The sequence below is a fragment of the Kitasatospora sp. NPDC001547 genome, from assembly GCF_042894165.1.
GTDB lineage: Bacteria > Actinomycetota > Actinomycetes > Streptomycetales > Streptomycetaceae > Kitasatospora.
Map to the genome: position 1 here is coordinate 346255 of NZ_JBIAVL010000002.1, position 25478 is coordinate 371732.

Consider the following 25478-nt stretch of genomic DNA (forward strand, 5'->3'; position numbering starts at 1 on the left):
TTGAGTGGGAAGTCGGACGGGCCGACTTCCCACGCGAGTCCGCCGTGCCCTAGCCGGCGAGCGTGCCGTCCAGGTACTCCTGGACCGGCGGGAACAGCGGGAACGGGACGTACTCGGCGAGTTCGGCGCGGGAGGCCCAGACCACCCGGTCCAGTTCGTCGGAGTCCACCACCGTGGCGGTGCCGCCGACCACCTCGCAGGCCGTGTACGCCATCCGCCGCCCGATCTGCGGATGCTCTCGCTCGCCGAGCAGCCGGGCGGCGGCGACGTGGAGGCCGGTCTCCTCCGCGGTCTCGCGGACGGCCGCGTCCTCCGGGGACTCGTCCGGCTCGACCTCCCCGGCCGGGAACTGCCAGGACAGCCCGCCCTCGGCGACCCGCCGGCGCACCATCAGCACCCGGCCGTCCTTGACCACGATCGCGACGGCGACGGCGGGGAGTCGCTCGGCGTGCTGCTCGGTCATCTCGCTGCTCCTCGGGCAGGCGGCGGTGTCGACGCCATCTTGGCCCCGGGGCCGCGGGCCCGCTCGGCAGACTCCGCGGACCGCGTGTCGTGTCGGCTACCGCTGCGCCGGCCCGTAGAGCGCGGCCGGGGCGCCGGTGGCCAGCGCCCAGTAGCGGTCGCCGTACGACCAGTGCCACCACTCGGTGGGGTAGTTGACGAGCCCGGCGCCGGCCAGGGCGTCGCTGAGCAGCCGCCGGTTGGCCCGGGCCTGCGCGCCGATGTTCTCGGCGTGGGTGTAGCAGGCCCCGGCGCTCTCCTCGGGGCTGGCGTTGACCCTGGTGCCGAGGTCGAGCTCGCGGCCGTCGGAGTCGACGAGGGTGAGGTCGACGGCGGCCCCGGCACTGTGCGGCGCGATCTCCGGCGGCGACACGTACCGGCTCGTCGCCGACCTGATCCGCCCGTCCGGCCAGTCGGGGTTAGCGGCCCGCAACTCGGCTGCGTACTCGTCGAAGTAACGGTTCTGCAGCTCCGGCGGCCGGTAGCCCTCCACGAACAGCAGCCGCAGCCCGTCCGGCAGCGCCGCCTGCGCGTCGAGCAGCCGCTCGACCACCCCGGCCCGCAGCCGCGCGAAGGCGCCGTCGTCGTCCTGCTTGCGCCCGTCGACCAGCAGCCCACTGCCGCCCCGTACGTCCAACAGCTGCTCGCCGCGCTCCCCGACGGGGACCGCGGCCACCTTCGGGTCGGACATGAGGATGATCTCGCTCAACTCGCCTCCTGAGGAAGGAGGCAACGCTACGCCAGGAACGCGCGGTGCTCCAGGTGGGCGCCCGTGGCAGGCCGCAGGCGCACGTCACGAGCTGATTCCGGTGGGCTGGGCCCGCGCCGGGCCGCGCGGGCCCAGCGATGCTCACCCCTTCGCTGATTCTCGAGGAAGACGGCGTCGCGGACGACCTGCGCGATGGCGGGGTGGGTGGGTGCGGCGAGGTAGCGGGCGGTGGAAATCGGTGCAGGGCGATCGCGGGCGCGTGTGCTGTGGGACGCGCCCCCGGGTGCGCGCTTGCGCCGCCCGGATGGGTGATGTGGAGCGGCGTTTGATGGGGCGTTACGGCATTACGGTGAAGATTGCGATGCCGGGTCGCTCGAAGGGCGCTCGGTGAGTGAGCAGAAGTTACCCCGGCGGTGCGCCAACACCCCGGGGTTCGGCACCAGGAGAGAAGAGCTCCACGATGCAGATTCATCGTATCCCCCGGCATGCCCCCGGGTACACGATCCTGGACAACGGCCACGTCGTCCGTAAGCACTCGCTGAGTTGGGCGGCGCGCGGGTTGCTGAGCTACCTGCTCAGTCTGCCGGACGGGGCACGGGAGGACGTCCGCACGCTCGCGGCGAAGAGCGTGGAGGGGCGGGCCACCGTCTCCCGCGCGCTGCGGGAGTTGGAGGCGGCCGGGCACTACGTCCGACGGACGCTGCGGGATCCGCTCACTGGTCAGGTGCGGACGGTCGTTTCGGTTCATGAGGTGCCGGTGACGAACGGGAAGGCCGCGCATGCGATGCCGCCGCTTCCCGCGCCTCCGGCCGCCGGTGGGCCCGGACCTGGGGTGCCAGGCGGCGGGAAGGTGGGAAGCCCTTCCAAGGAACTGAAATCCAAGGACGTGGAAGAGCCTTCCGTCCGTCCCCCGGAGAAGTTGACGGCGGGCATGGCGCTGCTGCTCGAACTCGGGCGCCGGGAGCCCCGGATGGCGCTGGCGGGGAAGCCGCTGTGCGACCAGGCCGCGCGGGTGGAGGGGTTGCTCGCGGGTGGGTGGACGCGGGACGCGCTGGCGGGGATCATCGCGGCTCCGCTGCCGGACAGGGTCACGCACAGCGTGGGGGCGATCGTGGCAGCGCGGATCGCGAAGGTGCCGATGGTGCCTAAACCCCGGCAAGGGGGCGACGGCCCGCGAAGGCACGAGTGCCCCGGGCGGAGCGGGATGTGCGGGCGGCCCGTCGCCACCGCAGGGCAGGTGTGCGGGGGTTGCCGTTAGCGCTCCGGCGGGTGGAAGGTGACCGGGGCGTCGAAGGCGGCGCGACGGGTCGTGCGGCGCAGGGCGCGCAGGACGGGGGTGCCGAGGGTGAGGCACAGGACGACCGTGAGTGCGGCCCGGGGCAGGTCCCAACCCAGCGACGTGGTCAGGCAGTACGCCGCGAAGCGGACCAGGTTGTCGGGCAGCGGGTCGCCCGGCACGAAGGAGATGGAGCCGGCCAGGCCGCCGATGTACGGCCAGCCCTGGAGGTTCATGATCGTGCCGTAGAGCAGGGAGGCCACTGCTCCGTACCCCGCGAGGAGCGCGAGTTCGCGGCGGCCGCGCAGGGAAGCAGACCCCGGCAGCAGCCCGGCGCCCAGGCAGACCCACCCCATGGCGAGCATCTGGAACGGCAGCCACGGCCCCACCCCGCCCGTGAGCAGCGCGGAGGCGAACATCGACAGCGAGCCGAGCACGAAGCCGAAGCCCGGTCCGAGCACCCGCCCGGAAAGCACCATCAGGAAGAACATCGGCTCCAGCCCCGCCGTCCCCGCGCCGAGCGGCCGCAGTGCCGCGCCCGCCGCCGCCAGCACGCCCAGCAGGGCCACGGACTTGGTGTCCAGCCCCGGTGCCCCGCCGCCCGCCGAGCGGCCCTCGGAGATCTGGGCGATGACCACGGCGAGCAGCAGCGGCAACAGCAGCGCGAACAGCCACGGCGCGTCCGCCGAGTGGCCGACCAGCGCCGACTCGGTCGACGCGAGCAGCGGCCAGCCGAAGGCGGCGACGCCGACGAAGGTGACGGCCAGCAGCGCCGCGACGGAACGGCGCCCCAGCGGGACGGGACGAGTGCTCATGCGCCCAGCGCCTCCGCGACCTGCCCGACGGTGAGCCACGGCCCGGGCGCCAGCACCTTGGACACCTGGGGGGCGAACGCCGGGGAGGAGACGACGACCTCGGCCGTCGGTCCGTCGGCGACGATCTCGCCCTCGGCCAGGATCACCGTGCGGTGGGCGAGCTCGGCGGCCAGCTCGACGTCGTGGGTGGCGAGCAGCACGGCGTGGTCCTCCGCCGCCAGGCCGCGCAGGATCTCCACCAGCCGGGCCTTGGCGGCGTAGTCGAGGCCGCGGGTCGGCTCGTCCAGGAGCAGCAGCGGGGGCCGGGCGGTGAGCACGACGGAGAGGGCGAGGGTGAGCCGCTGCCCCTCGGAGAGGTCGCGCGGGTGGGTGTCGTCGGCGATGCCGGGCAGCAGGCGTTCGACCAGGGCCCGGCAGGTGCCGGCGGCGGCGCCCGCGTCACCGTCGGCCGCGGCGCACTCGGCGGCGACCGACTCGCCGTACAGCAGGTCGCGCGGGTCCTGCGGGACGAGGCCGACCTCGCGGATCAGTTCGGCGGGGCGGGTGCGGTGCGGGGTGCGGCCGCCGACCTCGACGCGGCCGGAGGCGGGGGCGTGCAGGCCGACCAGGCTGCCCAGCAGGGTGGACTTGCCGGCGCCGTTGCGGCCCATCAGGGCGGTGATCTCGCCGGGACGGAGCGCGAGGTCCACGCCGCGCAGCGCGGGCACCGGGCCGCGCCGGACGGCGAGGCGGTCGGCAACGGCGACGGGGGTACCGGACGACGCACCGGCGGCGGCGGGCGTCCGGCCGTCGAGTTCGGCGCGCAGCGGTGCGGCCCTGCGGCGCGCGTCGCGCACCGAGAGCGGCAGCGGCCGCCAGCCCGCGAGCCGGCCGAGGCCGACCACCGGCGGGTGCACCGGGGAGTGCGCCATCACCTCGGCCGGTTCGCCCAGCACCGGGGCCGCGCCCGGGGCGAGCAGCAGCACCTGGTCGGCGTACTGGACGACCCGCTCCAGCCGGTGCTCGGCCATCAGTACGGTGGTGCCGAGGTCGTGCACCAGCCGCTGGAGGACGGACAGCACCTCCTCGGCCGCGCCCGGGTCGAGCGCCGAGGTGGGCTCGTCCAGGACCAGGACGCGCGGGTGCACGGTGAGCACGGAGCCGATCGCGACGCGCTGCTGCTGGCCGCCGGAGAGGGAGCCGAGCGGGCGGTCGCGCAGGTCGGCGAGGCCGAGCAGGTCGAGGGTCTCCTCGACCCGGCGGCGCATCACGTCGCCCGGCAGGCCCAGCGACTCCATGCCGTAGGCGAGTTCGTCCTCCACCGTGTCGGTGACGAAGTGCGCCAGCGGGTCCTGCCCCACCGTGCCGACCAGGTCGGCGAGTTCGCGCGGCCGGTGCTCGCGGGTGTCCCGGCCGCCGACGGTGACCCGGCCGTGCAGCACCCCGCCGGTGAAGTGCGGTACCAGGCCGCTGACCGTCCCCAGCAGGGTGGACTTGCCGGAGCCGGACGGGCCCACCAGCAGGCAGAGTTCGCCCTCGGGGACGGTGAGGTCGACGCCGTTCAGCACGGGCGCGGCGGAGTCCGCGTACCGGACGGAGACCTGCTCGAAGGTGATCACGATGCCCTCCGGGGCGGGGTCGGGGCGGCGAACGCCGGTACCAGGCCGAGCAGGACGGTCAGCACGGCGGCCAGGGGCAGCGCGGGGACGGTCGGCGGGACGACGGTGGGGGCGAAGGCGGCCGGGTCCTGCGCGGCCAGGTAGGTGGTGAGGGTCGCCACGGCGGCCCCGGAGCAGGCGGTCAGCCACTCCGGCAGAGCCCAGGGGTCGGGCCGGTAGCGGCTCCTGACGGAGCGTCGGCCGCCGAGCAGCAGTCCGGCGAAGGCGGCGGCCAGGCCGAGCAGCAGGACGGGCAGCGCCCAGCCCGCGCCGCCGGCCGTCAGCAGCCCGTACGCGGCCAGGCAGACCCCGAGCAGTCCGGCCAGGGTGAGCGCGGCCGTCGCCCGGGCGAGCCGGCGCGGGACGTCGGCGGTGCGGCCGAAGCCCCGGGTGTCCATCGCGGCGGCCAGCGCGACGGACCGCTCCAACGCGCCCTCCAGCACCGGGAGTCCGACGCGCAGCACGGCCGCGACGCCCCTGTCGGTGCGGCCGCGCAGGCGTCGCGCGGCGCGCAGCCGGCGGACGTCCGCGACCAGGTTCGGCGCGAAGGTCATCGCCACGACGACGGCGACGCCCGCCTCGTAGAGCGCGCCGGGCAGGGCGCGCAGCAGCCGGGCCGGGCTGGCCAGGGAGTTGGCGGCGCCGACGCAGACCAGCAGGGTGGCCAGCCGCAGTCCGTCGTACAGCGCCGCGAGCAGGCCCTCGACGGTGACCCGGCCGCCGATCCGCACGCCCTGCGCCCAGGTGGGGAGGGGGACTTCGGGCAGGGTGAACAGCACATGGGTGCCGGGGACCGGGGAGCCGAGGAAGACCGCGAACACCAGCCGGATGCCGAGCACCAGCAGGCCCAGCCGCAGGAACGCCCCGTACGACCGCGACCAGGGCGCGTCGCCGCGCCGGGCCGCGACCACGTACCCGGCGACGGCGGTGAGCAGCAGCAGGATCGCCGGGTTGGTGGTCCTGGTGGCCGCCGCGCCCAGCCCGAGCGCCCACAACCACCAGGCCCCGGGGTGCAGTTGACGGGGTCCGGTGGGCGGTCGGGTGCTACGGGCGGTGCTGCTCACGGTGCTGTCCTGGGTGGGGGCTAGGAGTGACGGCGGCGGCGCGCCTGCCAGACGGCGCCGCCGGCGAGGACGGCGACCAGCGCGCCGCCGGCGATCAGGCCGACGTCCGGGCCGCTGCCGTGGTCGGCGGAGCCGCCGCCGGTGTCCGGCTGGGCGGCGCCCGCCGCGACCTGGTCGCCGCAGCCCGCCTTCGGGTACCCGGCGATGGCGCACAGCAGCCCGTTGGAGTCGTAGCGCAGCGGCGGGGCGACGGCGGCCAGCACCTCGGCCGAGCTGGCGCGGGGCGTGACGCTGGCGCAGGCCGTGCGCTGCTCCGGCGCCGGACCGGCGGCGGACGGACCGGCGTTGGACGGACCGGCGTCGGACGTACCCGCGTCCTCGGCGGTCCCGAAGTCCAGCACGACCGCCACCCGCTTGCGCCCCTCCTGGGCGGGCGTGCCCGCGCAGAGCTCCGCGAAGCTCCCGCCCGTACGCGGCTTCGCGGCGTCCTGCCCGCCGTCAGGGCTGAGCGCGAACCGCCACCCGTCCACCGACCCGTCCGGCGGCACGGCGACGGCGGGCCCCTGCTGCTGGTACGTCCAGCCGCCGCCCTCGACGCCGCGCCAGAACGACCAGTACCGGTACCCGGCCGCCTGCGCGGGCGCGGCGGAGACGACCAGCAGCACCGCCCCGAGGAGGGGGAGGAGCAGCGCGGCGACGGCCCGCCGGGGCCGGCGGGCCGCACGGCCGGGCCGGGCGGCGCCGACGGCGGGGTGCAGGACGCGCTGGGGCAGGGCGGGGAGGAGTACGGGGCGGGGTGCGGGGCGCATCAGAGGTGCGGGTTGCGCTTGCGCTGGAGGCTGAGCAGGAGGCCGCCGCCGATGCCGACGAGGAGGCCGACGCCGATCAGCCAGTACTGGCCGATGCCGCCGTCGTCCTTCTTCTCCGCCGGGGCGGACGTCGCCGCCGCGGAGGCCGCGGCGGCCTTGGGCGCCGGGCCGAGGGCGGTGAGCCGGCCGGTCAGGGCGGCGGTGTCGCGGTGGGCGGCCTGGGAGACCAGCAGCAGGGTGGCGGTGGCGCCGGCGTCGGTGCCGCCCTTGGTCCAGGTGGCGCCCTCCTCGGCGAGCCAGTCGACGGCGCCGGCGGCCTGCTGGGGGTGGCCGCTCTGGACGAGGGAGAGGGCGGCCCAGGCGGTCGCGGTGTAGTCGGGCTTCGGCTCGGCGCCCGGGGTGACCAGGCTGAGGTGGCCGCCGTTGGCCGCGAGCTGGGCGGTGAGGTAGGCGCCGGCGGCCTCGCCGGAGTCCGCGTGCGGGACGGGGGCCGCGGCGGCCGCGGCGTCGGAGGCGCAGGTGAGGGCCTTGGGCGCGGCGTCGGCGTGCACCGAGGTGGCGACCGGCAGGTGGCCGCCGCCGGCGGCGAGCGCGGCCTGGCCGCTGGCGAGGGCGTTCGGGGTGAGGGCGCCGCCGGCCGGGTCGGGCTGGTAGGCGAAGGCGCCGCGCTGGTCGGCGGGGGCGGCGCAGCCGAGCTGGAACAGGGCGAGCCCGTCGAAGGCGGACCGGCCGGCCTTGGCGACGCCCGCCGGGTCGGTCCTGGCGGCGAACAGCGCGTTGACGGCGAGGCCGGTGGAGTTGGCGTCGCCCGGGCTGCCGGGGTTGTAGGCCCAGCTGCCGTCGGCGTTCTGGTTGGCCTTGAGCCAGGCGACGCCCTTGTCGACGGCCTCCTGGTGCCCGCCGAGGGCGACCAGCGCCTGGACGGCGACGGCGGTGGCGTTGCTGTCCTCGGTCTTCGGGTCGCAGGCCGCGCCGGGCGCCCGGTAGGAGGGCCAGCCGCCGTCCTCGCACTGCTGCCCGGTGAGCCAGCCGACGGCCGAGTCGGCCGGGGTCACCTTGGCCGCCGTCAGGGCGGTGAGTGCCAGCGACTGACGCCAGACGCCGTCGTACGTCGGGTCGCTCTTGCCGTACAGCCCCTCGGGGACGGCGGCGGTGGTCGGCGCGGGGCTGTCGGCGAGGGCCGGCCCGGCGGCGAGGCCGGTGAGCAGCGCGGCGGACAGGGCGGCGGCGCCCAGGCGGGCGGCGGTCAGCATGGTGCGGGTGTGCCTTTCGGTGAGCGGTGGTGGCCCGGGCGGGGCCGTTCCGTAGTCCTCGACGGTGCCGGGCGGGTGCGTCCGGCCTGGCCGCTCGCCCCGCCCCCGGGCGCTCCGACTCGCCCGGGCGGCCGAGGGCGGCGCCGGACTCACGGCTGCGGGTCAGCGCCGGATTCGCACCGGCTTTCCCCGGGGGAGGAGCGGGATGGAGTTGTGCTGCCCGTCGACTCTAGCCGCCGCGGCGCCGGAAGCGTCCAGCCGCCGCCGCGTCAGGGCGCAGCCGGCCGCCACGGCAGGAACAGGTTCCAGTCGGCGGCGCCCGGCCGGCCGCTCACGGCAGCGTGAGCAGCCGGGCCGCGGTGTGCAGGTCGGCCCGGACCTCGGCGATCGAGGCGCGCCCGGAGAGCCAGGCGACCAGCGCCGAGTGCCAGGTGTGCTCGATCACCCGCACCGCCGCGCGCTGGCTCTCGGTGGGCGGTCCGGACTGGCCGATCGCGTCCAGGATGAGCTGTCCGGTGGCGACGCTGACCTGGTCCACCTCGGCCCCGACCGAGCGGTCCGCGAAGGACAGCGCCCGGACCATCGCCTCCGCCAGCAGCGGCTCGCGCTGCAGCGCGTGGAAGGCCCGGGTGAGGGTGTCGGCGACCCGCGGGGCCGGTTCCGGGTCGGTCGGCGGGTGCCGCCGGATGTGCTCGTGGAGGCCCTGCAACTGCTCCAGCATCACCGCCACCAGCAGGTGCACCTTGGACGGGAAGTACCGGTAGAGGGTGCCGAGGGCGACCTGCGCGCTCTCCGCGACCTCCCGCATCTGCACCGCCTCGTACCCGCCCCGCACCGCCAGCGCGGTGGCGGCCCGCAGGATGCGCCGGCGCCGTTCGGCCTGGCGTGCGGTCAGCGGCGGCTCGCCGGGCGGGGAGAGCGGCGGCGTCGTCGGAGGCGAGAGTGGCGGCAAGGGTGCTCCCGGGCGGGCGAGAGTGGCGGGGTGCTCCACATGGTCGGCAGGATCCGGCGTGGTGGGAATCACCGGCCCTGGCTCCTGAGGTAAAGCTACGGGCCGGTATCTTCGAGGTCTCTCATTGTTCACGTGGTCGACGACGAGTTCCCCGGCCACTGAAACCTGATCTACTTTAGCGACCGGAAGCACGACCGGCAGCACCGATAGCAGCTAGAGAAGAGGGCCCAGGATGACCGCGCAGCCGCTGCGGATTGCCCTGCTGTCGTACCGCGGTGACCCCTTCTGCGGCGGTCAGGGCGTGTACGTACGGCACCTCTCCCGGGAGCTGGCCAGGCTCGGTCACCACGTGGACGTGATCGGCGCCCAGCCCTTCCCGGTGCTGGACGAGGTCGAGGGCCCCGGCTCGGTGCGCCTGGTCGAGCTGCCCAGCCTGGACCTCTACCGCGCCGACGACCCCTTCCGCACCCCGGCCCGCGGCGAGTTCCGCGGCCCGGTGGACCTGCTGGAGTTCGCCACCATGCGCACCGGCGGCTTCCCCGAGCCGCTCACCTTCTCGCTGCGCGCCCGCCGGTACCTGGCCGCCCACAAGGGCCGCTACGACGTGGTGCACGACAACCAGACCCTCGGCTACGGCCTGCTCGGCCTGGCCCGGCACGGCTTCCCGCTGGTCACCACGATCCACCACCCGATCACCGTGGACCGGCGGCTGGAGCTGGACGCCGCCACCACCCGGGTCAAGCGGCTCTCGCTGCGCCGCTGGTACGCCTTCACCCGGATGCAGCGCCGGGTCGCCGCCCGGCTGGACCACGTGATCACCGTCTCCGGCACTTCGCAGCGCGAGATCGCCGAGCACCTGGGCGTCGCGCCGGGCGCGATCTCGGTGGTCCCGGTCGGCGCCGACACCCGGCTCTGGTCGCCCTCGGCGCGGACCGCGCGCGTCCCCGGCCGGATCGTCACCACCTCCAGCGCGGACGTCCCGCTGAAGGGCCTGGTCTTCCTGGTCGAGGCGCTCGCCAAGGTCCGCACCGAGCGGGACGCCCACCTGGTGGTGGTCGGCAAGCCGCAGAAGGACGACGGGCCGGTGGCCGAGGCGGTGCGCCGCTTCGGGCTGGCGGAGCACATCGAGTTCCGCAGCGGGCTGACCGACGGGGAGCTGGTCGACCTCTACCGCTCGGCCGAGGTCGCCTGCGTCCCCTCGCTCTACGAGGGCTTCTCGCTGCCCGCCGCCGAGGCGATGGCCACCGGCACCCCGCTGGTCGCCACCACCGGCGGGGCGATCCCCGAGGTGGCCGGCCCGGACGGGGAGACCTGCCTGGCGGTGCCGCCGGGGGAGGCGGACGCGCTGGCCGCCGCGCTCGGCCGGCTGCTGGACGATCCGGAGCTGCGGGCCGGGCTCGGCGCGGCCGGACGGCAGCGGGTGCTCGCCCGGTTCACCTGGGAGCGGGCCGCCGAGCTGACCGCCGAGGCCTACCGGGCGGCGATCGCCACCGGCGCCGGCGCCCGGGCCCGCTCGGGGCCGGGCTGGCGGTACGTGGCCTAGGCGGTGCCGGGTCGCCGGTCGGCCGCCCGGCCGGTGACGGCGGGTCGGGTCCGTCCGGCGCAGCACGACGTGCCGAAACAAGGCCTGACGAAGCGTCAAGGACGCTTGGTAGCAATAGGAATGGGAGTCCAGCAGTGCTGACCGTCGATTTCTCGCGCTTCCCGCTCGCCCCCGGCGACCGGGTGCTCGACCTGGGCTGCGGCGGGGGCCGGCACGCGTTCGAGTGCTACCGCCGCGGCGCCAACGTGATCGCCCTCGACCAGAACGCCGAGGAGATCGCCGAGGTCACGAAGTGGTTCGCGGCGATGGAGCAGGCCGGTGAGGCCCCGGAGGGCGCGTCGGCGGTCGCGATGGAGGGCAACGCGCTGGCGCTGCCGTTCGAGGACGAGTACTTCGACAAGATCATCATCTCCGAGGTGATGGAGCACATCCCGGACGACAAGGGCGTGCTCAACGAGATGTTCCGGGTTCTCAAGCCGGGCGGCCTGCTCGCCGTCACCGTGCCGCGCTGGCTGCCGGAGAAGATCTGCTGGGCGCTGTCCGACGAGTACCACGAGGTCGAGGGCGGCCACATCCGGATCTACCGGGGCGACGAGCTGCTCGGCAAGCTCAAGGACGCCGGCCTGGAGCCGTACGGCACCCACCACGCGCACGCGCTGCACTCGCCGTACTGGTGGATCAAGTGCGCGGTCGGCGTGGACAACGACAAGGCGCTGCCGGTCAAGGCGTACCACAAGCTGCTGGTCTGGGACATCGTCGGCACCCCGGTGATCAGCAGTCTCACCAAGGCCGCCGAGCGGGCGCTCAACCCGGTGATCGGCAAGAGCTTCGTGGCGTACGCCGCCAAGCCCAACCGCGCGCCGGGCGGGGCGGCATGACCGCCGCCGTCCCCGAGGTGCTGCTGCTCGACGGGGTGCTCGACGCCGAGCAGGCCGCCGACACCGTGCGCAGCATCCTGGCCGAGCAGCGCCCGGACGGCGCCATCCCGTGGTTCGCCGGGCACCACCTCGACCCCTGGGACCACACCGAGGCGGCGATGGCCCTCGACACGGCCGGCGAGCACGCCGCCGCCGAGGCCGCCTACCGCTGGCTCGCCGCCACCCAGAACCCGGACGGCTCCTGGTACGCGGCCTACACCGACGGCGTGGTCACCGACCGGGCCAAGGAGAGCAACTTCTGCGCGTACATCGCGGTCGGGGTCTGGCACCACCACCTCAGCACCGGCGACGACGCCTTCCTGGAGTGGATCTGGCCGGTCGTCCGGCGCGCCCTGGACTTCATCGTCGGGCTGCGGCTGCCGGGCGGCCCGATCGCCTGGCGGGTCGACGAGGACGGCGCCGCCACCGACGAGGCGCTGCTCACCGGCTCGTCCAGCATCCTGCACGCGCTGCGCTGCGGCCTGGCCGTCGCCGAGTACCTGGAGGAGCCGCAGCCCGACTGGGAGCTCGCGGCCGGCCGGCTGGGGCACGCCGTCTCCCACCACCCCGAGCGGTTCCTGGACAAGGGCCGCTACTCGATGGACTGGTACTACCCGGTGCTCGGCACCGGCCTGCGCGGCGAGGCGGCGCTGGCCCGGATCGAGCGGGACTGGGAGCGCTTCGTCGTCCCCGGCCTCGGCGTGCGCTGCGTCAGCGACCGTCCGTGGGTGACCGGCGGGGAGAGCGCCGAGCTGGCCCTCGCGCTCTGGGCGATCGGCCAGTCCGACCGCGCGGTGGACATCCTGCGCTGGATCCAGAAGCACCTGCGGCACGAGGACGGCTCGTACTGGACCGGGTACGTGTTCGAGGACGACGCGATCTGGCCGGAGGAGCGCACCACCTGGACGGCCGGGGCGCTGCTGCTCGCGGTGGCCGCGCTCGGCGGGGACCCGGCCACGGTCGCGGTCTTCGGCGGGGAGCAGCTGCCCGCCGGGCTGGTGGTCCAGGACTGCTGCTGAGCCGGGAGCACGGACGGAAGGGGCGGGACCGGAGAACCGGTCCCGCCCCTTCGCGGTGTGCGTCCGAGGAGGTCAGCCGCGCTGGATGCCCGTGGTGTCGGCCAGCACGCCCTGGCTGCCGTCCGGCAGCTGCGCGACCAGCGCGGCGCCGCGCTGCTCGACGGCCAGGTACCAGGTACCGGGCACGACCTCGCCGACCGGGGCGCCGGCCGGGTTGTCCTTCGGGGCCAGCTGGCGCGGCGCCGGGACGGCGAACCAGAACGGCTGGAAGTCCGACGCCGGGGCGGCAGCCTGCTGCGCGGCCGGGGCGGCGGCATCGTGCGGCTGGGCGGCCTGGACCGGCTGGCCGGGCTGCGGCTGGCCGGCGCCCGGGTAGCCGTAGCCGCCCTGGGCGGCGCCGTACGCCGGGTCCTGGCTCTGGGCCGGGTAGCCGTACTGGCCGGGCGCGCCCGGGTGGCCGGGCTGGCCCGGGTAGCCGTACTGGCCGGGGACGGCCGCCGGGCGGTCGGAGGCCAGCGGGGCCTTCAGGGCGGGCACCAGGGGGCTCGCGGCGGCCGCGCCGGCCAGCACGATCAGCGCGATGAAGCCGAGCCAGGCGCCGAAGCCGTGGCTGACGCTCGAACCGTAGGGGCTGGCGCCCAGCGACCAGACCGAGGTCCACAGCGCCGCGACGGAGAAGGCGATGCCCCACTGGTCCAGCCGCAGACCGAGCACCTGACGGTTGGTCGCGGCCTGGCCCTGGAAGCGCTGCACCAGGATCAGCACGGCGGCGACGATGCCGAGCAGGTAGATCGAGGGCAGGACGGGGAACAGGTCCGTGCTCCACGCGTTCTTTGAGGCGTCCGCACAGAACCGGCCGCTGCAGTCAGCGGTCAGGTAGGGCAGGAAGGAGGCGATGAAGAGCAGGACGGCCGCGCCTGCGACGGCGGCGTCTCCCCTGGTGAGAGCGCGCAGATTCACTAACGTTCCCCTCGTTGACGTGTCGTGGACGGTAATTCGTGCGGTCGGGCCGACCGGCCGAAACTCCCGAACGGACCAGAAGCCTAGGCCCAACCGTCCTGCCGGTGCACGGCGGGACCGGGAATGGGGCGAAGTCGTTGCAAACCGTGCGGTCCGGGCGGAGCGTCGTCCTCCGGGGGTGTGCGGTTCAACTCCCGTGTCGCTCTTCGGCCTTCTCTTGGGTCGTCAGGAACGCGGTCAGTGCGTCGGCGATCCCCTGGGCCGCCTGCTGGCGCCACTGAGGGTCCGTCATCCGTTGCGCGTCCGTCGAGTTGCGCATGTTACCGCACTCGATGAACACCTTGGGGACGGTGGAGAGGTTGAGACCGCCCAGGTCGGAGCGGGTGTCCAGGCCGTCCTCGGCGACGTAGTCCGCGTACGGCTCGCCGGTGGCGGCGCGGAACCGGTCGCGCAGCAGGAGGCCGAGCCGGTGCGAGGGTTCGACGATCGCCGTGGTGTCGGCCTCTCCGGCGACCACCCGGCCGGGCATGATCACGTGGAACCCGCGGCCGGCCGCCGGGCCGCCGTCCCCGTGCACCGAGAGCGCGACGTCGGCGTGCGCGTCGGCGCCCGCGCGGGCGCGCTGGTCGATGCACGGGCCCCAGGGGCGGTCGCCGTCCTGGACCAGCACCACCGTGGCGCCCCGGGAGGCCAGGATGGCGCGGGCCCGCCGGGAGACGTCCAGGGTGTACTCGGCCTCGGTGTAGCCGGCGTCGGTCTCGGTGCCGGTGGTGTCGCACTCCTTGCGGGCGTTGCCGATGTCCACCCGACGGTTGATCTCGGCGGTGTGCGCGGAGTTGCCCGGGTTGTGGCCGGGGTCGAGCAGGACGGTGCGGCCGGCCAGGCTGGTGGCGGTGCCGGCGCCACCGGCGGGCGGGGTCTGCGCCGCGGCGGGCGCGGTGGACGGCGGCGGCGCGACCGGAGGGCTGAGCGGCGGGGCGGTCGTCCCGTCGGCGGGGCCCGGTCGGTCCGTGGCCGTCGGGGCCGTCGTGGCCGGGCCAGCCGGGGCGGCCGCCGCGGTCGCGGTCGCCGAGGCGCCCGCCGGATCGGAGTGGTCGAGGGCCCGCCAGCCGAACCAGCCCGCGGTGCAGAGCGGAACGGCCACGGCCGCGGCCGTGGTGGCGCGCAGCAGGGCGGAGCGGCGGGGCGGTCGGGGGGCGGAACCGGTCACGGGTCGGTCAGATCCTGTCCTGGGTGCGCGGAGTGAGACCGTAGCTCTTCGCGATCGCGTTCCACTTGTTCATGAAGTCCGTCTTCGCCTGGGTGGCCTGCGGGTTGAGCTCGTCCGCGCGCTTCTTGTCCGGGGTGGCCGGGGCCCTGCCGGTGCAGCCCTGGGCGGCGACGGCGCGCGCCCAGGTCGCGTACGCCTTGTCGATGTCGGCCGACAGCTGCCAGGCGGACTTCAGCGAGTTCACCGCGTCGACACCGCCGGGCACGTCCGTGACGGTCAGCTGGGAGAGCTTGGTCAGCAGGGCGGCCCGCTGGGTCGCGCCGTTGTCGAAGGTCTGCGCGGCGCTCTCGATGTCGGCCTTGGGCGGGCAGCTGGTCACCTTGGCGACGGCGCTGCCGATCGGGGCCTTGGCGTTCTCGCCCTCGCTGAGCAGGCTGTCCAGCGCCTGGGCCTGGGCCTTGGCGCCCGGACCGGGGCCGGTCGCGGTCGGGGACGGCGTGCCGGCGGGGGCGCCGGACGCGCTCGCGGCGGCGCTCGGCGCGCCGTCCGTCCCCGTGGGCGCGGGGGCGGGCGGCAGGTTGTCGGAGCCGGTCGCCGGGGCGGCGGTCGGGGCGGGAGCGGCCCGGTCCTCCTCGTCGCCGCTCCGGGCGGCGAACAGCAGGCCGCCGCCGATCGCCAGCACCAGGAGCACCGCGAAGCCGATCAGCAGCGGGGCCCTGCGGTTGGCCGGCCGGTCCGCTTCGTCCCCGGGGCCGGTCGGATGGTCGGGCCGGCCGTACGGGGGCTGCGGCGGGGCGGCGGGCGGCCGCAGGAGGTAGTCGTGGCCGGGCGCCTGCTGCGGCGCCCGGGCCTGCGGGCCCGCGTGGGAGGGGAACGGCGTGGCCGCGGGCGGGGCGGCCGGCGGCGGCGGGGTGGCGCCGGGGAACAGCCGGGCGGTCGGCGGGTCGTAGCCGGGCGAGGCGGCCAGGTACGGGCGGGCGCCCAGCGGCGGGCCCTGGTCGCCGACGCCGCCGGGCGCGGGCGGCGGGGCCATCGGGCCGGGGCGGGCGGCGGACTCCGGCGTCGCGGGCGGCAGGGGCTCGGCGGCCGGCTGGTCGGCGGGGGCCGGGGCGCCCGGGGCGGGCTGCGGGTCGGCCGGACGCTGCGGGCCGCGCACCCAGCCGCCGGCGCCGCCGCGCGCGGTGGGGTCCCAGACCGCCGGAGCGCTGTTCTGCTGGTCCGTCATGTCGCTGCTGGCCCCCACCGTCCGCCGATGCTCTGCCTGGTGCTGCGCGCCACCGTACCGTTCGAACCCCTGCCCGGCAGCCCCGGCACGACGTTAGGGCACCGGCGCGGGGCGGCGGGACCGGACGGGCTACCGGGCGGTGCGGCGCAGGACGCGCAGGGAGCCGGTCACCGAGACCTCCTCGAAGCCCTCGGCCAGCGCCCGCAGGTACACCCGGTACGGGGCCTGGCCGCCGTCCGCCGGGTCCGGGAAGACGTCGTGCACCACCAGCAGGCCCTCCGGCGCCAGGTGCGGCACCCAGCCCTCGTAGTCGCCGGTCGCGTGCTCGTCGGTGTGGCCGCCGTCGATGAACACCAGGCCCAGCGGGCGCCCCCACAGCGCGGCGATCCGCGGCGAGCGGCCGACCAGCGCCACCACGTGCTCCTCCAGCCCGGCGGCGTGCAGGGCGCGGCGGAACCGCGGCAGGGTGTCCATCAGCCCGACCTCGGGGTCGACCAGCGTCGGGTCGTGGTACTCCCAGCCGGGCTGCTGCTCCTCCGAGCCGCGGTGGTGGTCGACGGTCAGCGCGACCGTCCCGGCCTCCCGGGCCGCCGCCGCGAGCAGGATCGCCGAGCGGCCGCAGTAGGTGCCGATCTCCAGCACCGGCAGGCCGGTGGCCCGGGCCGCCGCCACCGCCGCCGCGTACAGCGCGAGCCCCTCGTCCACCGGCATGAAACCGGTGGCCCCCTCGAACGCCGCCAGCACCTCGGGCGCCGGTTCGGCGCTCAGCAGCAGGTCGGACATGTGGTGCTCCTCGGGGGTGGGCGGGGGACGGACGTGCACGGACCCTACTCGACGGTAGCGGGGGCGGTGGCGCCGGGTCGCGCGGTGCCGGGCCGCGCGGTGCCGGGCCGCGGGCCACGGCCCGGGGGTCCCGTGGCGCGGCCGGGCGTCCGGTGCCGCGCGGACGTGGCGGCCGGAAGCGCGCGGCCGGGCCTCCCGTCCGGCACGGGCTCAGCCGGCGAGCAGGTCGGTGGCGATCCGGGTGCGGTGCGGGGCCAGCTCGGCGGCGATCGCCCCGGTCTCGGCGGCGGTGGCCGTGACGGCGGCGGGCCGGGCCCCGGCGCGGTCGACCAGGGCGATCCGCAGGTGGGTCGGCGGGTGGGAGGAGTCCACGGCGGCCCGGTCGCGGGCGCTCAGCCGGAGCAGGCGCTCGTGTTCGGCCGCCGGGACGGACGCGAGGTGCTCGCGCATCCGGTCCCAGAGCAGCTCCGGGGCGGCCGGCACCGGATTCGCGCCCTGCTCGGACGGCCCGGCGCCGCGGCCCCGGCCGCGCCGGACCACGCGCGGACGCCGGCGCTCCTCGGCGCGGATCCGGCCGACGGCGGTGCCCACCGGCCCGCCCAGCATGAGCGCGGCGAGCATGCCGCGGGCCGCCTCGCTGCCGCCGACCCGGACGGCGAGGGCGTCCGCGCGGTACTCGGCCTGCTGGCCGGCCCGGGAGGTGAGCCGGTCGAACAGCAGCAGGCCCTGGTACATCAGCCAGGCGACCGCCCGCATCAGGGCCATGCCGATGATCGCACCGAGCTTGATCAGCAACGGCGTTCCGTCGAAGCGCGGGCCCGGATCACCGGACTCGACCGACGTCCCCCAGCCGCGGCCCCGGCCGCCCCGCGCCATGGCGTACCAGGCCGCGAGCGCCGAGACCGCGCTGTGCAGCCAGAACGAGCGCCGGTGGTCGCCGTTGACGTGGTGGCCGAACTCATGGCCGAGCAGGGCGATCCGCTGCCGGTCGTCCAGCGTCTCCCAGAGCGGCAGGCCGAGCGTGAGGACCGGCCGGCGGCGCAGCCCGACCAGCCCGTACGAGGCGTTGAAGTCGTCGGTGACCAGGATGACGTGCGCCGGCGCGGCGCCGATCTCGGCGGCCACCCGGTCGGCCAGCCCGTACAGCGCCGGCGCCGCGGCGCGGTCGAGGACGGTCTCGTCGCGCGGCACCCGGCCCAGCCGGGGCCGCAACGCGAGGTCGATCACCAGGACGACCGCACCGATGCAGCGCTGCACGGTGGTGCCGGTGACGAGCAGCCAGGCACCCAGGCAGAACAGCGTGAGGGTGAGGAGGTGGACCAGGCCGGCGGCGGCGGAGGCCAGCAGCCAGTCGCGGCGGGCGGTGGGGGAGGGCCGGCCGTCGGCCTGTTCCTCGAACAGCCGGTCGGAGCGGGCGGCGGCGGCCCGCTCGCGCCGGGTGGGTCCGGGGGCGGCGTCCTGGCCGGGGACCAGGTTCCAGTCGCAGGCCGGGCACCAGGCGGTGAAGCGCGGATCGGCGGTCAGCGCTTCACCGCAGCGGGGGCAGGGCGCGCCGTGGGCGGACTCCGAGGACTCTGCGGGCTGTGCGGGTTGCGCGGGGGACGTCGGCGGGGACGTCAGCGGAGGTGTCGACACGTCGGTGATCATGGCGTGGTCCGGCACTGGAAGGACAGCGGATTCGTACAGTCCTGCCGGTCGGACGTTGTGGAACGCGTTCTAGTCGCGCCGCGCCGCCCGTGCCAGAATCGGCGCGACCGTCGGATCCGAGGAACACACCAGGCACCCCGGGAGCAGCACCATGCGCGCAGCCGTCCTGCACAAGACCGGCCAGGAGACCCTCGACGTCCGCGAGGACGTGACGGCCGTGGGCTTCGGGCCGGGCACCGTACGGGTCCGGATGCGCGCCGCCAGTCTCTGCCACTCGGACCTCTCCGCGATGAGCGGCGTGCTGCCGCAGCCCGCCCCGTTCGTTCCCGGGCACGAAGGTGCCGGGGACGTGGTGGAGGTCGGCGAGGGCGTCACCGGCCTCGCCGTCGGCGACCGCGTGGTGCTCTGCTGGATGGCCCCCTGCGGCCACTGCGACCACTGCCGGCGGGACCGCGGCCACCTGTGCGTCGCCAGCCTGCGCGGCCTCGGCGCCCCCGGGTTCCGGATCGCCGGGGGTGGGCTGGACGCCTCCGGCTTCTACGGCACCGGCGCCTTCGCCGAGGAGGTCGTGGTCGCGGCGAACGCCGTCGTCAAGGTGCCCGCCGACCTCCCGTACGAGGCCGCCGCGCTGATCGGCTGCGGGGTGACCACGGGCATCGGCGCCGCGGTGAACACCGCCCGGGTCGAGCCCGGCGCCTCGGTCGCGGTGATCGGCGCGGGCGGGGTCGGCGTGGCCACCGTGCAGGGCGCCCGGGTCTGCGGCGCCGCCCGGATCACCGTCGTCGACCCGGTCGCCTCGCGCCGCGAGCGCGCCCTGGCCTTCGGCGCCACCGAGGCGATCGCGCCCGAGGAGCTGAGGGCGGTGGCCAAGAGGCTGCCCGGCGGCGGCTTCGACCACGTCTTCGAGGCCGTCGGCCGCGCGTCCACCGTCCGGGCCGGCTACGAGGCCGCCCGGCGCGGCGGCGCGGTGGTGGTCATCGGCGCGGGCGCGCAGGACGACCTCGCGCAGTTCACCATGGGCGAGCTGTTCTTCAACGAGAAGCGCCTGCTGCCGTCGCTGTACGGCGGGGCGACGGTGGCGCGCACCATCGGGCTGGTCGTGGACCTCTGGCGGGCCGGGCGGGTGGACCTCGACGGCATGGTCACCCACCGGGTGGGGCTCGCGGACGTCAACGAGGCGATCGCGCAGATGCGCAGCGGCGAGGCGCTGCGGACGGTCGTGACGATGGACTGACGGCGGACCGGGCCTCGCGGGTCGCGGGTTCCGCGTCGCGGCCCGGGGTGCCAGGGGGCAGGGATGCGCCGAGGGCCCGCCGGGAGAGTACGGACTCTCCCGGCGGGCCCTCGGGTGCGGTGCCCGCTCTGCGGTGCCCCGGTGCCCCGGTGCCGGTGCGGTCAGCCCCGCGCGCCGGCCGCGCGGTGGCGGCCGTGCGGGTCGGACTCCGGGCGGTCGTCGGCGGCGGAGCCACCGCGGTGGCGGCCGTGCGACGCGGTGACCTTGGCCGTCTTCTCGTCGGCGTCGGTCCCGGTGACCGCGGGTCCGGTGGTGTCGGTGAGGGTGTCGGACATGAGAATCGTCTTTTCCGTGCGGAGGGTGCGGGTCATCGGCGCCCGGCCGGCGCCGGTGGCGCACGGTCGGGTCCCCGATCGGGTGCTCGGTACGCGCCCGGGCCGGTGATCACGGCCCGTGCCCCGGCCACCATAACGGCCGGGGCGGGCGAGATCCTATCGAGATCATCACGCGAGTCCCGGGGTGGTCGGGGGCCCGGCAGCGGGCCGGCGGCGGCACTCCGCCCGGCCCGGCTCCCGCGCGGCGGCGCCCGGACGGCAGGCCGTCCCGCCCGGTACCCGCGGCCGGGGCGGGGGACGCGCCGGTCCGTACCGGGGCCGGCAACTGGCGCCCGGGTGCGGAGAGTTCACCCGGATCGCCCAGCAAGCCGTGCGGGCCGTTCGGACCCCAGCCGGGCCGCCGAGCCCCAGCCGTTCCGCCGGGCCGCGCCGGGCCCCAGCCGAGCGGGGCGCCGACCGTCCGGGGCCGCGGGCGGCGGATCAGCCCGGCCGACCGGTCCGCAGGAACGCGGCCAGCAGCTCGTGCAGCACGGCGGCGCCCTCGTCGGCGAGCACCTCGTGCCCGGAGCCGGCCGCCTCCACGTAGCGGAAGTCCTCGCCCTCGACCCGGCCGATCCGCAGCAGCTCGTGCCGCAGCGACCGGGACTGGCTCACCGGCACGACCTCGTCCCGGTTGCCGTGCACCACCAGCAGCGGCGCGCTCAGCCGGTGCGCGAGCCGCAGCACGTCGCGCGGTCCGCGGGCGTCGGCGATCGGCTCGCCGCCGCCCAGCCGGGTGGTCAGCGCCCCCACGGGCGGCGCCGCCTCGGCCAGCAGCCGGGCACCGGACAGGAACGGCGCGACCACCGCGCAGCGGGCGACCTGCTCGGCCGGTGCGTGCGCGGCCGCCAGCAGCGCCAGGAAGGCGCCGTAGCTGACCCCGAAGAGGGCCGGCGGCTCCAGGCCGAGGGCGGCGCGCTGGCCCGCGATGCCGTCCAGCAGGTGGAGGACGTCGTCCAGGTCGGGCCCGCCCCAGGCGCCCCGGATGGCCAGCGCGTGCGCCACGCCGTAGCCGGTGGAGCCGCGCTGGTTCGGCGCGACGACCGCCAGCCCCTCGGCGGCCATCCGCTGCAGCGCCGGGTCGAACTCCAGCCGCCAGGCGTCCGCCGGGCCGCCGTGCAGCGCCAGCACCAGGTGCGGGCTGCTCAGCCAGGCGTCCCCGCCGTACACCACGGCCTCCAACGGGCCGGCCGGGCCCGCCAGTTCGAGGCTCTGCGCGGGCTGCCAGCGGCCGCCGTCCCCGGGCGGGGTGCTGCCGTCCAGCCGCCAGCCGGGCGGCTCGGCCCTCACCGGCCGCACCCCGCCGGGCTGCCAGGGCGGCACGGTGTCCCGCCACGGGCCGGGCAAGCCCGAGGCCAGCGGCGCGAGTTGCAGCGGCAGCGGCATCGGGCCGGTGGCGGCCGGCAGCGGGCCGTGCGCCAGCAGCGCGTCCACGTCGAGGGTGGCCAGCGCCGTCGGGTGGTCGGGCGAGGAGTACGGCAGCCGCAGTCCCGCCTCGCCCCAGTGCCCGACCGCGCCGAGCCGTCCGGGCGGTACCGGCAGCCGGTCCAGCCGCCCGGCCGCGGGCCGCCACAGGGCGAGCGCCGAGCCCGCGCCGTGGTCGATCTGCACCGCGACCCGCGGGCCGTCCGCCGCCACCCGCAGCGCGGCCGGCCGCAGGAGCATGCCCGCCACGTGCAGGCACTCCGGGAACCGCAGCGGCTCCCCGGCGCCGAGGACGCCCCAGCCGAGCCGGTCGGTGCCGGGCGCGTCGCTGCGCACCATCGCGAACCGGCTGTCCGGGTCGAACAGCACCAGGCGGTCGTTGCTGTCCGGGCCGATCTCCAGCAGCGGGGTGGCGGAGCCGCCGCGCAGGTCGAGCACCACGCTGCGGACCCGGCCCGCGTGCACCCGGTCCAGCGCGAGCAGCGCCCCGGTACGGTCCAGCCAGGTGCCGCCGCCGTGCAGCCCCGGGAGCTCGGCGATCTGCTCGGGTTCGCTGCCGTCCGCGCGCACCAGCCAGACGGTGGTCGCCGGGCGGGTGTCGCTGCCGAGCGCGACCGCCACCGGCGTCCGCGGGCCGGCCCCGGCCCGGACCGGGAGCGGCAGGACCCGCAGCCCGGCCATCCGCAGCGAGCCCGACGGCTGCTCCACGGTGCCGTGCTCGCCGGGGTGGAGGCGGACCAGGTCGTGCCGCTCGCCGTCGTGCCGGCAGGCCAGCACCGAGCCGTCCGGCAGGGCGACCAGCTGTGAGCGCGGGCTCTCCGAGCGGTTGCCGGGCAGCGGCAGGGCGGTCGGCGTGGCGGGACCGCCGTCCTGCGGCAGCCGCCAGCTCTCCACGTACCAGCCGCTGTCGGCGGAGGAGGCGAGGCAGGCGGCGTGGCTGCCGTCGGCGGCGAAGGCGAAGCCCAGCCGGCGCAGGGCCTGGGTCATGGTGCGGGTGGCCACGTTCATGCTCCGCTCACCCCGGTGGTGTCGGACGGGGACCGGCGTACGGCCGGTGGCGCGGGGGCCGGCCGGCGCCGGGGGCCGCCGAGCCGCGGCCGCGGCGGGACGGCCGACGGGCCCGCCGCGTCGGAGCGGGAGGCGGTGCCGGGGTTGCCGCCGGGCCGGGTGGCGTCGGTGCGGCCCGGGGAGTCCTCGCGCAGCGCCGCCCGTACCCGGGCCGTCCCCCACCGCTGCCGCGGCTGCTCGGCCCGCAGCCCGAGGACCACCGGCGCCAGCCGGCGCGCCGTCCCGCCGGTGCGGGCCGCGAGGGCGAGCCAGCGGCCGAGGCGTTCGGGGACCGGACGGGCCCGCGGGAGGTCCTCCGGCAGCAGCGGGTCGTGGCCGGTGGCCAGCAGGAAGAGCAGCCCGCCGAGCGCGTACAGGTCGACGGCCGGGTCGGCGACGCGGCTGCGGGCGGGGGCGAGCCGGCCGGGCCCGTGCTCGGGGGCGCGGTAGCCGGGGGTGCCGGCCGGGCCGGCGGGCCGTCCGGTCTCGACGGCGAGGCCGAGGCCGACCAGCCGCAGGGTGCCGTCCGGGCGGACCATGACGTTGCCGGGGGAGAGGCCGCGCAGTACCAGCCGCTGGGCGTGCACCCGCTCGACCAGGTCGAGCAGGCCGTGCGCCACCGGTCCGGCCTCGGCCCAGTCGACGCCCGGGCCGTCGTCGCGCCGCAGCCGGGCGGCCACCCAGCCGTCCAGGGGCTGCCCGGCGATTCGTTCCTGCACCAAGAAGACGGAGTCCTCCTGCTCGATCAGTTCGACGGCGCGCGGCGCCACGCCCTGCCCCGCCAGCCGGGCCAGCAGCGCGGCCTCGTGCCGCAGCGCGTCGCGGGCGTCGGCGCCGGCCCGGCCGGCCGCCGGGTGCGCCCGGGCCTGCTTGACCACGACCTCGGCGCCGCCCGACGCCTCCCGGCCGAGGAACACCCCGCCCTGCGCGCACTGCCGGACGACGGCGGTCACCGCGTACCGCCCGGCCGGCAGCGCTCCGCCCCGGCGCCGACGTGCGGCGGCCGCGGCAGCGCCCGAGCCCGCGGCCGTACCCGGGCCGGCCGTCGCGCCCGCCGTCGCGCCCGCGGCCGTAACCGCCTCCGCACCCGAAGCGCCGAACGGAAGCCGACCCCGCCCCGGCGTCCGGTACGACCTCCCGCGCGCGTCCTCGCCCCGCTCCCCGCCCGGCCGGCGTGGCACCGGGCGGTGCTCCCCGTCGTCGCCCGGCTCAGCCGGCGGCGCGAACGCGCCGTACCGGTAGTGCACCCGGCTCCCGGCCCGGTACGGCCGGTCGGCGGGCAGCACCGGCCCCGGCAGCCCGGCGGTGGCCCGGTCCAGCTCGGCCGCCAGCCGCTGGAACTGGGCATCGTCCGCCGGGTGGACGGTGATGAACGCGCCCGTCGAACCCGGCTCGTCCGTACCGGAGTCGAGCACGCTCAGGCACTCCTGCCCGGCGGCGAACCGGAAGCCGCACGGGTCCGCGGCGAGCACCCGGACCACCGCCGAGAGCACCGCCTCGCCCGCCGCCGGCGCCGCGCTCACCCGGAGCTGCCACCCCCGCTCCGGCAGCGGCGGAGCCCCGGACGGCCGGGCCGTGCACCAGAAGCCGCCGACGGTGACGTCCCAGCCGCCGCCGTCTCCCCGGCCTCCGGCGCCGGACAGGGCCGCCCGCGCCGTCTTCGGCCACGAACCCTCCGCGCCCGCTCCGCGCCCCACCGCTCCTCCGCGCCCGGCCGTACGCAGCGATGTGCCCGCTCCCATCCGCCACCACATCCCTTCGTCTCCGCCGCCGCCCGGGTACCCACTGCTCGGGGCACCCGGTCGGCGGCCCGGCCTGATCGGTCCTCCCGGGGGGAGCGACGGCGCCGCCCCGGGGCGGGAGCGCTCGGCCGGATCCCGTCCGGCCCGGCGCGGTGGCCGCCCGACCCCTGGTCGTGGCTGCCGCCAGGGCAACTCCCGTTCGCAGGAGTGAAGTTACTTTCGAGCCAACCGGCGCCTCAACGCAGAGCCGGTCACTTCACTCATAAGGGTGATCAAGGCGTGGTTTCGAATTCGTGCGAGAACCCTGCTGTGAGTAACGGCCGCCCGGCGCGCGGCCGGGTACGGAGCGCGCGGGCCCGGCCGGGCGCCGCCCGCCGCGGGTTGACGCGCACCCGTACGTCCGCAGCTCCCCCGTCCGAACGGCCGCGAGGGATCCCCCGGCCGCCTGCCGAACGGCCGAGGCCCGACCGCCCCCGCGCGCACGGTAGTCTCGACAGGTGCCGAAACTGTCCGACGTCATCACCGCGCTCGACGAGGTCTACCCGCCGCAGTGGGCGGAGTCCTGGGACGCCGTCGGCCTGGTCTGCGGAGACCCTCAGGCCGAGGTCGGCCGCGTCCTGTTCGCCGTCGACCCCGTCCAGGCGGTCGTCGACGAGGCCGTGGAGTGGGGCGCCGACCTCGTGGTCACCCACCACCCCCTCTACCTGCGCGGCACCACCAGCGTCGCCGCCACCACCTTCAAGGGCCGGGTGGTGCACACGCTGATCACCAACGGCATCGCCCTGCACGTCGCCCACACCAACGCCGACCACGCCGACCCCGGCGTCTCGGACGCGCTCGCCGAAGCGGTGGGCCTGCGGGTGACCGGCCCGCTGGTGCCGGACCCGACCGACCCGCTGGGCCGCCGCGGCACCGGCCGGATCGGCCTGCTGGAGCCTCCGCTGACCCTCTCCGCCTTCGCCGCCCAGGTGGCGAAGGGCCTGCCGGCCACCGCCGCCGGAGTCCGCGTCTCCGGCGACCCGAACCGGCTGGTCAGCCGGGTCGCGGTGTGCGGCGGCTCGGGCGACAGCTTCTTCGCCGACGTCCGGTCGGCCGGCGTGGACGCCTACCTGACCGCCGACCTGCGTCACCACCCGGCCTCCGAGGCCGCCGAGGCGGCGCCCGTCGCGCTGCTCGACGCCGCCCACTGGGCCACCGAGTGGCCCTGGCTCACCCTGGCCGAGCGGGCCCTGCGGGCCGCCGCCGACAAGCGCGGCTGGACCGTGGAGACCAAGGTCTCCCACCGGGTCACCGACCCGTGGACCGCGCACGCCCCCATGTCCTTCACCGCCTGACC

The 25478-nt window shown here is 76.8% G+C and carries 22 protein-coding genes and 1 riboswitch; of the genes, 6 read left to right on the plus strand and 16 right to left on the minus strand.

Annotated features, from left to right (window positions below; all coding sequences use genetic code 11):
- Positions 1-49: 49 nt before the first annotated feature.
- Both ACFY0X_RS04345 and ACFY0X_RS04350 read right to left on the minus strand, forming a co-directional pair.
- Complete coding sequence (locus tag ACFY0X_RS04345; RefSeq protein WP_387748624.1) at positions 50-463, minus strand: NUDIX hydrolase; 414 nt, start codon at positions 461-463, stop codon at positions 50-52.
- 96 nt (positions 464-559) lie between these two features.
- Entirely contained in the window at positions 560-1210 is a 651-nt protein-coding gene (locus ACFY0X_RS04350; protein ID WP_387748626.1) for a M15 family metallopeptidase, read from the minus strand.
- 460 nt (positions 1211-1670) lie between these two features.
- Between ACFY0X_RS04350 and ACFY0X_RS04355 the strand changes: the two genes are divergently transcribed.
- Positions 1671-2468, plus strand: a complete 798-nt coding sequence (locus tag ACFY0X_RS04355) for a helix-turn-helix domain-containing protein (protein ID WP_387748628.1) — start codon at positions 1671-1673, stop codon at positions 2466-2468.
- Here ACFY0X_RS04355 and ACFY0X_RS04360 read toward each other — a convergent pair.
- The 6 genes from ACFY0X_RS04360 to ACFY0X_RS04385 form a co-directional block, all read right to left on the minus strand.
- Positions 2465-3301, minus strand: coding sequence for an ECF transporter S component (locus ACFY0X_RS04360; protein WP_387748630.1), 837 nt, complete (start codon positions 3299-3301; stop codon positions 2465-2467). The two genes, ACFY0X_RS04355 and ACFY0X_RS04360, sit on opposite strands and share 4 nt — an antisense overlap.
- The gene (locus ACFY0X_RS04365; protein WP_387748632.1) at positions 3298-4899 is read right to left on the minus strand and encodes an ABC transporter ATP-binding protein; all 1602 of its coding nucleotides are present in this window, start codon (positions 4897-4899) and stop codon (positions 3298-3300) included. The genes ACFY0X_RS04360 and ACFY0X_RS04365 overlap by 4 nt, the downstream gene beginning before the upstream one ends.
- Positions 4896-6002 (minus strand): energy-coupling factor transporter transmembrane component T, encoded by a 1107-nt coding sequence (locus ACFY0X_RS04370; protein WP_387748634.1) that lies wholly within the window; start codon positions 6000-6002, stop codon positions 4896-4898. The genes ACFY0X_RS04365 and ACFY0X_RS04370 overlap by 4 nt, the downstream gene beginning before the upstream one ends.
- Positions 6003-6022: 20 nt before the next feature.
- The gene (locus tag ACFY0X_RS04375; RefSeq protein ID WP_387748636.1) at positions 6023-6811 is read right to left on the minus strand and encodes an SCO2322 family protein; all 789 of its coding nucleotides are present in this window, start codon (positions 6809-6811) and stop codon (positions 6023-6025) included.
- Complete coding sequence (locus ACFY0X_RS04380; RefSeq protein ID WP_387748638.1) at positions 6811-8064, minus strand: hypothetical protein; 1254 nt, start codon at positions 8062-8064, stop codon at positions 6811-6813. Before ACFY0X_RS04380 ends, ACFY0X_RS04375 begins: the two co-directional genes overlap by 1 nt.
- A 113-nt stretch (positions 8065-8177) precedes the next feature.
- Positions 8178-8248, minus strand: a riboswitch (cobalamin riboswitch).
- Positions 8249-8395: 147 nt separating this feature from the next.
- Positions 8396-9016 (minus strand): TetR family transcriptional regulator, encoded by a 621-nt coding sequence (locus ACFY0X_RS04385; RefSeq protein ID WP_387748640.1) that lies wholly within the window; start codon positions 9014-9016, stop codon positions 8396-8398.
- Positions 9017-9248: 232 nt separating this feature from the next.
- Between ACFY0X_RS04385 and ACFY0X_RS04390 the strand changes: the two genes are divergently transcribed.
- The 3 genes from ACFY0X_RS04390 (at position 9249) to ACFY0X_RS04400 (ending at position 12495) form a co-directional block, all read left to right on the plus strand.
- Positions 9249-10559 carry a glycosyltransferase family 4 protein gene (locus ACFY0X_RS04390; protein WP_387748642.1) on the plus strand — a complete coding sequence of 437 codons (1311 nt, stop codon included), beginning with the start codon at positions 9249-9251 and terminating at the stop codon, positions 10557-10559.
- Positions 10560-10693: 134 nt separating this feature from the next.
- Positions 10694-11437: a class I SAM-dependent methyltransferase gene (locus ACFY0X_RS04395; protein WP_387748644.1), complete on the plus strand. Its 744-nt coding sequence runs from the start codon at positions 10694-10696 to the stop codon at positions 11435-11437.
- Complete coding sequence (locus ACFY0X_RS04400) at positions 11434-12495, plus strand: prenyltransferase (RefSeq protein WP_387748646.1); 1062 nt, start codon at positions 11434-11436, stop codon at positions 12493-12495. Before ACFY0X_RS04395 ends, ACFY0X_RS04400 begins: the two co-directional genes overlap by 4 nt.
- Positions 12496-12567: 72 nt before the next feature.
- On the opposite strand, the gene ACFY0X_RS04405 is transcribed toward ACFY0X_RS04400, so the two are convergent.
- From ACFY0X_RS04405 to ACFY0X_RS04425, 5 genes are all read right to left on the minus strand, one after another.
- Positions 12568-13455, minus strand: a complete 888-nt coding sequence (locus ACFY0X_RS04405; RefSeq protein WP_387748648.1) for a hypothetical protein — start codon at positions 13453-13455, stop codon at positions 12568-12570.
- 187 nt (positions 13456-13642) lie between these two features.
- Positions 13643-14665: an N-acetylmuramoyl-L-alanine amidase gene (locus ACFY0X_RS04410; RefSeq protein WP_387748650.1), complete on the minus strand. Its 1023-nt coding sequence runs from the start codon at positions 14663-14665 to the stop codon at positions 13643-13645.
- A gap of 7 nt (positions 14666-14672) precedes the next feature.
- A complete protein-coding gene (locus ACFY0X_RS04415; RefSeq protein WP_387748652.1) occupies positions 14673-15890 on the minus strand; it encodes a hypothetical protein in 1218 nt (405 codons plus the stop codon).
- A 129-nt stretch (positions 15891-16019) separates the two neighbouring features.
- Positions 16020-16673, minus strand: a complete 654-nt coding sequence (locus ACFY0X_RS04420) for a class I SAM-dependent methyltransferase (protein WP_387749281.1) — start codon at positions 16671-16673, stop codon at positions 16020-16022.
- A gap of 210 nt (positions 16674-16883) precedes the next feature.
- Positions 16884-18308, minus strand: a complete 1425-nt coding sequence (locus ACFY0X_RS04425; protein WP_387748654.1) for a M48 family metalloprotease — start codon at positions 18306-18308, stop codon at positions 16884-16886.
- A 163-nt stretch (positions 18309-18471) separates the two neighbouring features.
- Between ACFY0X_RS04425 and ACFY0X_RS04430 the strand changes: the two genes are divergently transcribed.
- Complete coding sequence (locus ACFY0X_RS04430; RefSeq protein ID WP_387748656.1) at positions 18472-19554, plus strand: alcohol dehydrogenase catalytic domain-containing protein; 1083 nt, start codon at positions 18472-18474, stop codon at positions 19552-19554.
- Between the two features lie 161 nt (positions 19555-19715).
- Here the strand turns inward: ACFY0X_RS04430 and ACFY0X_RS04435 are convergent, their stop codons facing one another.
- The 3 genes from ACFY0X_RS04435 to ACFY0X_RS04445 all read right to left on the minus strand — a co-directional run bounded on the left by ACFY0X_RS04435 (position 19716) and on the right by ACFY0X_RS04445 (position 24097).
- Complete coding sequence (locus ACFY0X_RS04435) at positions 19716-19889, minus strand: hypothetical protein (RefSeq protein WP_387748658.1); 174 nt, start codon at positions 19887-19889, stop codon at positions 19716-19718.
- A gap of 480 nt (positions 19890-20369) precedes the next feature.
- Positions 20370-22361: an alpha/beta fold hydrolase gene (locus ACFY0X_RS04440; RefSeq protein WP_387748660.1), complete on the minus strand. Its 1992-nt coding sequence runs from the start codon at positions 22359-22361 to the stop codon at positions 20370-20372.
- A complete protein-coding gene (locus ACFY0X_RS04445) occupies positions 22358-24097 on the minus strand; it encodes a hypothetical protein (protein WP_387748662.1) in 1740 nt (579 codons plus the stop codon). Before ACFY0X_RS04445 ends, ACFY0X_RS04440 begins: the two co-directional genes overlap by 4 nt.
- Before the next feature lie 542 nt (positions 24098-24639).
- On the opposite strand from ACFY0X_RS04445, the gene ACFY0X_RS04450 reads away from it, so the two are divergent.
- On the plus strand, positions 24640-25476 hold the full coding sequence (locus tag ACFY0X_RS04450; protein ID WP_387748664.1) for a Nif3-like dinuclear metal center hexameric protein: 837 nt from the start codon (positions 24640-24642) through the stop codon (positions 25474-25476).
- The last annotated feature ends 2 nt before the right edge of the window (positions 25477-25478 follow it).

Bases quoted from the DNA above. Each gene is read 5' to 3' on its own strand.
- ACFY0X_RS04345 (WP_387748624.1), bottom strand. From the start codon at position 463: ATGACCGAGCAGCACGCCGAGCGACTCCCCGCCGTCGCCGTCGCGATC.
- ACFY0X_RS04355 (WP_387748628.1), top strand. From the start codon at position 1,671: ATGCAGATTCATCGTATCCCCCGGCATGCCCCCGGGTACACGATCCTG.
- ACFY0X_RS04360 (WP_387748630.1), bottom strand. From the start codon at position 3,301: ATGAGCACTCGTCCCGTCCCGCTGGGGCGCCGTTCCGTCGCGGCGCTG.
- ACFY0X_RS04375 (WP_387748636.1), bottom strand. From the start codon at position 6,811: ATGCGCCCCGCACCCCGCCCCGTACTCCTCCCCGCCCTGCCCCAGCGC.
- ACFY0X_RS04380 (WP_387748638.1), bottom strand. From the start codon at position 8,064: ATGCTGACCGCCGCCCGCCTGGGCGCCGCCGCCCTGTCCGCCGCGCTG.
- ACFY0X_RS04390 (WP_387748642.1), top strand. From the start codon at position 9,249: ATGACCGCGCAGCCGCTGCGGATTGCCCTGCTGTCGTACCGCGGTGAC.
- ACFY0X_RS04400 (WP_387748646.1), top strand. From the start codon at position 11,434: ATGACCGCCGCCGTCCCCGAGGTGCTGCTGCTCGACGGGGTGCTCGAC.
- ACFY0X_RS04415 (WP_387748652.1), bottom strand. From the start codon at position 15,890: ATGACGGACCAGCAGAACAGCGCTCCGGCGGTCTGGGACCCCACCGCG.
- ACFY0X_RS04420 (WP_387749281.1), bottom strand. From the start codon at position 16,673: ATGTCCGACCTGCTGCTGAGCGCCGAACCGGCGCCCGAGGTGCTGGCG.
- ACFY0X_RS04430 (WP_387748656.1), top strand. From the start codon at position 18,472: ATGCGCGCAGCCGTCCTGCACAAGACCGGCCAGGAGACCCTCGACGTC.
- ACFY0X_RS04435 (WP_387748658.1), bottom strand. From the start codon at position 19,889: ATGTCCGACACCCTCACCGACACCACCGGACCCGCGGTCACCGGGACC.
- ACFY0X_RS04440 (WP_387748660.1), bottom strand. From the start codon at position 22,361: ATGAACGTGGCCACCCGCACCATGACCCAGGCCCTGCGCCGGCTGGGC.